The sequence below is a fragment of the Micromonospora sp. DT201 genome, from assembly GCF_049841575.1.
Taxonomy (GTDB): domain Bacteria; phylum Actinomycetota; class Actinomycetes; order Mycobacteriales; family Micromonosporaceae; genus Micromonospora.
Window position 1 is genome coordinate 1 of the sequence record NZ_JBNCKP010000085.1, and the last position, 460, is coordinate 460.

A 460-nucleotide genomic window follows, 5' to 3' on the forward strand; every position below is an offset into this window, starting at 1 on the left:
TGGTGCTGGTGGTGGGCGGTCGGGTGTGGGCCGGTCTGACGACGCGTACAGGCTGAGTCGGGAGGAGTTGGCGGCGCGGGTTGAGGCGCTGCGGTTGTTTGGTGAGCTTCCCGAATCCGTTGGTGCCGGTGCGGCGGTGGGTGGGTCGGGGTCGGATGAGTTGTCGGTGTGGTTGGAGTTGCGTAGTGGTGGTGTGGGGTTGTCGGCGGTGGAGCGGGCGATTCTCACGGGTGAGGGGGTTGGTGCGGGGGTTCGGCCGCAGGAGGCGGCGGAGATTGTGTTGGTGTTGCGGCGGCGTGGTTGGTCGGAGTCGTTGTCGGGTGCGGAGGCGCGGATTCTCGCGGGGTATGGGCTTGGTCGTGGGGTGCCGCTGAAGCGTCGTGAGGAGGTGGTGGTGACGCTGCGCAAGCGTGCGCAGAGTGCGGAGGCGGAGTTGGGTCGGTTGCGGGAGAGGTTTGGG

At 68.0% G+C, this 460-nt stretch carries 1 protein-coding gene; it reads left to right on the forward strand.

Annotation, left to right across the window (positions count from 1 at the left end):
- Nucleotides 1-25: 25 nt before the first annotated feature.
- The coding region (locus ACLQ28_RS34515; protein WP_425690449.1) for a hypothetical protein at nucleotides 26-460 on the forward strand (435 nt) is incomplete at its 3' end.